Source organism: Streptomyces sp. NRRL B-24484 (assembly GCF_000717715.1).
Lineage (GTDB): Bacteria > Actinomycetota > Actinomycetes > Streptomycetales > Streptomycetaceae > Kitasatospora.
The window spans coordinates 1-3,665 of the sequence record NZ_JOAI01000104.1 but is presented as its reverse complement, the minus strand read 5'-3'; the positions used below and the strand labels follow the sequence as shown (position 1 = coordinate 3,665).

Annotated in this window: 4 protein-coding genes; 2 read left to right on the top strand and 2 right to left on the bottom strand. The window is 72.8% G+C overall.

Features of this window, described 5'->3' with window-relative positions:
- Nucleotides 1-93: M4 family metallopeptidase (locus IE98_RS48780; RefSeq protein WP_159400891.1), on the top strand; the 93-nt coding region annotated here is incomplete at its 5' end.
- Between the two features lie 140 nt (nt 94-233).
- Here IE98_RS48780 and IE98_RS0141295 read toward each other — a convergent pair.
- Entirely contained in the window at nt 234-824 is a 591-nt protein-coding gene (locus IE98_RS0141295; RefSeq protein WP_030277848.1) for a DUF305 domain-containing protein, read from the bottom strand.
- Nucleotides 825-889: 65 nt separating this feature from the next.
- Nucleotides 890-2,206 (bottom strand): DUF1996 domain-containing protein, encoded by a 1,317-nt coding sequence (locus IE98_RS51775; RefSeq protein ID WP_030277847.1) that lies wholly within the window; start codon nt 2,204-2,206, stop codon nt 890-892.
- Between the two features lie 362 nt (nt 2,207-2,568).
- On the opposite strand from IE98_RS51775, the gene IE98_RS0141285 reads away from it, so the two are divergent.
- On the top strand, nt 2,569-3,543 hold the full coding sequence (locus IE98_RS0141285) for an MBL fold metallo-hydrolase (protein ID WP_030277846.1): 975 nt from the start codon (nt 2,569-2,571) through the stop codon (nt 3,541-3,543).
- Nucleotides 3,544-3,665: the final 122 nt, after the last annotated feature.

The window sequence follows — 3,665 nt, the reverse complement described above, 5'->3', positions numbered from 1 at the left end:
GCGACCCTGAACGCGGCGACGGACCTCTACGGTGCCGGTTCCACCGAGTACGCCCAGGTCGCCGCTGCCTGGGCCGCGGTGAACGTCAGCTGACGCACCCCGGAAAGAGTACGGCGGCAGCCGGGTCTCCAATACGGAGGCCCGGCTGCCGCCGCGTCGGATCCACAAGTGCGGCATGCCGCCGGCGAGGGTCGGGAGGTCGGCACATCGCGGCCACCCGGGACGGCAGCCGTTCACGGTCCCAGGCGGGCGAGTTGGGCGGCGCGGGTGCGGCGCAGGTCACCGGCGAGTTGCCGGGCGGCGGGGGCGCTGCCGGAGGTGGACTCGGAGTCGGCGAGGCGGACGGACTGGGTCAGGTACTGGCGCAGGTGCAGGTCGGCGTAGCGGTCGAAGTCGGCGCCGGTGGCACGCTGGGCCTCGGCGTACTCGGTGGGCGTGGTGAAGCCGGGCATGTCGTGGCCGGTGTGGGGATTGTCTCCGGACACTCCGCCGAACCGGGTCAGCTCCTGCAGTCGGCCCAGGTCCGCCCGGCCGGCTGCCGCGATCTCCGTGGCGAGCGCGCGCAGTCCGGGGCCGGTGGCCCGCTCGGCGGTCAACTCCGCCAGCCGGACGTTCTGTTCGGTCATCGGCAGCAGCAGCTGCAGCCAGGCCGCATCGGTCGGATTGAAGGCCGTGGCGGTGGTGGTCGGAGTGACAGCGGCAGGGGCAGCGGCTCTGGTGGTGGCACCGGCGGCCGCGGGCCCGTCCGCCGGCCGGGCGACCGCCGCGAGTGCACCGCACACGGCGAGCGCGGCCACCGCCGCGCCGACGAACGCTCGTCTCATCGTTCCTCCTGGGCCTCCGGGTGCGGCACGGACAGACTCCGCACCGCACCCGAGGAGTCGTCGGGTCAGGCCGTGCCGTTGGCACCGCACTTGACGATCGGATCGATGCAGTCCCGGACCCGGCGGGCCATCTCGGCCGCCGGCCAGACGTTGAAGAAGTCGCCGTGCATCGTGTATCCGGGCCCGGAGGCCAGCCGCAGTCGCGCCGGGTCGCCGGTCACCGGGTACCGCAGCACCTGGCGGAGCTTGGGCACCGGGATCGGGTGGCTCGCCGGGCAGGCGCCGTTGACGGGGTAGGACATGTGACTCTTGTGGTCGGCGGAGTCGAGGTCCTTGCCGTTCCAGCACTGAGGGAAGTCGAGGTAGGACTCCAGCATCGACCCGGCCGGGCAGTTGACGAAGTCGTGCGAGGGGTTGACCTCACCGGCGTGCAGGCAGGACCAGCGGGCGATGCTGTTGTCGTTCGGCCCGGCGGCCTTGGCGTTGCCGGCGACGATCCGCAGGCCGCGCGGCAGCGGCTGGGTCTGCGCGATGACGTCGTCGCGGACGCCCTCGCCGAGGTAGTAGAAGGTCGTGCCGGCGGGTTCCACGGGAACGCTGTCGGCGTACAGCGTGGGCACCCAGTAGGAGGAGGTGTCGACGGTGGGGTTGCAGGTGCCGCCGGACTGCTCCAGTCGGCCGAGGTCGGAGTTGGCGTCGGTGGCGGCGTTGCCGAAGAAGCTGTGCATGTGCGAGGCGCCGGGCAGGCCGGGGAAGACGATCGGGTCGTCGGGCAGGCGGTGGCTGAACGGGCAGTCGGCGAGGAACTCGGCGACCCGCACCGCTCCCGCCGGCACGCCCTGGGTGCCGGCCGAGCCGTAGACCTGGAACTCCCAGAGCGAGATGCCCCAGACGGTCGCCCGGGCGGTGGCGAGGATCCGCACGTACCGGCCGGTGGCGGTCAGGTCGAGCGTCTGCCGGCCGCCGGTGGCGCCGGTGACCTGGCGGACGGTCAGCCAGTCGGTACCGTTCGCGGAGACCTGCACCTGGTAGGCACTGGCGTAGGCGGCCTCCCAGCCGAGGACGATGCGGTCGATCGCGGCGTTGGCGCCGAGGTCGACCCGGATCCACTGGTTGTCGGCGGCGGCGCTGGACCAGCGGGTGCCGTCGTTGCCGTCGACGGCCAGCGACGCCGGGTAGCCGGCGTTCTCGACCGAGGAGGCGGTGACCGGCCGGCCCTGCGAGATCGGCTGGTCGACGGCCTGCGCCTGGCCGGAGGTGCCGGTCAGCACCGCGCCCGCGGTGAGGACGGCGGCGGCCAGGGCCACCAGCCGGCGGCGCCAGGCCGTACGGCGGCGGACGTGCGGGCGCGGTCGGGAGGACCGCAGCACGGTGGGACTCATGGCTCTCCAATCGGGTGGGGGTCGGAGCCTGAGCGCACGGTGCCCGGGTGGGGCGGCGGCACCGCATGAGAGAGCGCTCTCTCAGGGGAAGATAGGAGCGACCCCGGGGAGTGTCAAGGTTTTGTGAGGGTGCTCCGTCAACGGATCAATGCCTGCCGCCCAGCTTGCCGACGCAGCGTCAGAGAGCGCTCACCGAAGGGGCATCACCCGGTCGCTGCTCCTGGGCACACCCGGCTCCCGGCGGCGGCGGGCGTCCGGGTCGGCCCGGGACGACCGCGGGCCCGGCCGCTACGATCGGCGCCGCACCCGAGCACGGCGGCCGATCCACCGCCCGCCCCGTGGACGACGTGGAGGACCCTCCGATGACGCAGGCACCCGAACGGCAGGCCGAGCACCCCGAGCGGCTGACGGCCGGCCACCCCTTCCGGCAGTGGAAGACCTGGCGGATCCCCGGCACCGGGCTCACCCTCACCGGCTACTCGCGGGCCAACGACAAGACCTTCTTCCACGTCCCCGAGCTGCGCTGCAGCCTGGACGCCGGGCTCTGCGAGGGACGGCAGCCGGACACCGTCTTCCTGACCCACACCCACGCCGACCACGCCAAGGACCTCGACTTCCTCGCCGCCAAGGCCTCCGGGGTGGACATCCACCTGCCCGCCGCGGCCGTTCCGTACGTGGAGTCCTACCTGCGGGCCTCGGCCGAGCTGAACCACGGCCCGGACTACGACCCGGCGCTCGCCGGGCACCGGCTGCACGGCGTCCGGGACGGTGAGGAGTTCTCCTTCGGCCGCGGCGGCCACCGCGTCCGGGTCGTGGAGTGCGAGCACAAGGTGCCGTGCGTCGGGTACGCCTTCTCGGAGGTGCGGACCGCCCTCGCCCCCGCGTACGAGGAACTGCGGCGGACGCTGCTCGCGGAGGGGCGCGGTGCGGAGTTCGGGCGGATCGTGGCGCAGCGCCGCCGGGAGGGCGCGGAGGTCGACCGGGAGGTCGTCCGGCCGCTGTTCGTCTACCTCGGCGACACCCACGTGAACGTCTTCGAGCGGAACCCGTGGCTCCTGGAGTACCCGGTGGTGATCACCGAGTGCACCTACCTGGACGACGCCGAGCTGGCGCGGGCGGACCGGGTCGGGCACACGGTGTGGAGCCGGCTGCGGCCGGTGGTCGAGGCGCACCCGGAGACGCTGTTCGTGCTGACGCACTTCAGCCTGCGTCACTCCGACCGGGAGGTGCTGGAGTTCTTCCGGTCGGAGCGGACGCGGGGCGGTCCGGATAACGTGCTGCTCTGGGTGCACCCGGAGAGCAGCCTGCCGGAGCTGCACCAACCCACCGACGGCTGACCGACGGCCGGCCGGGGGTCCCGCTAGTGTCCTGAGTCTGGAATTTCATTCATAAATGTAGACTGAGCTTGTGGCGCGGACGGGGCGGCCGAAGGCCGAGTTGATGTTGTCGGACGATGAGC

What these genes read in the sequence shown, in the direction of transcription:
- IE98_RS0141295 (WP_030277848.1), bottom strand. Translation starts at nt 824, where the DNA reads ATGAGACGAGCGTTCGTCGGCGCGGCGGTGGCCGCGCTCGCCGTGTGC.
- IE98_RS51775 (WP_030277847.1), bottom strand. Translation starts at nt 2,206, where the DNA reads ATGAGTCCCACCGTGCTGCGGTCCTCCCGACCGCGCCCGCACGTCCGC.
- IE98_RS0141285 (WP_030277846.1), top strand. Translation starts at nt 2,569, where the DNA reads ATGACGCAGGCACCCGAACGGCAGGCCGAGCACCCCGAGCGGCTGACG.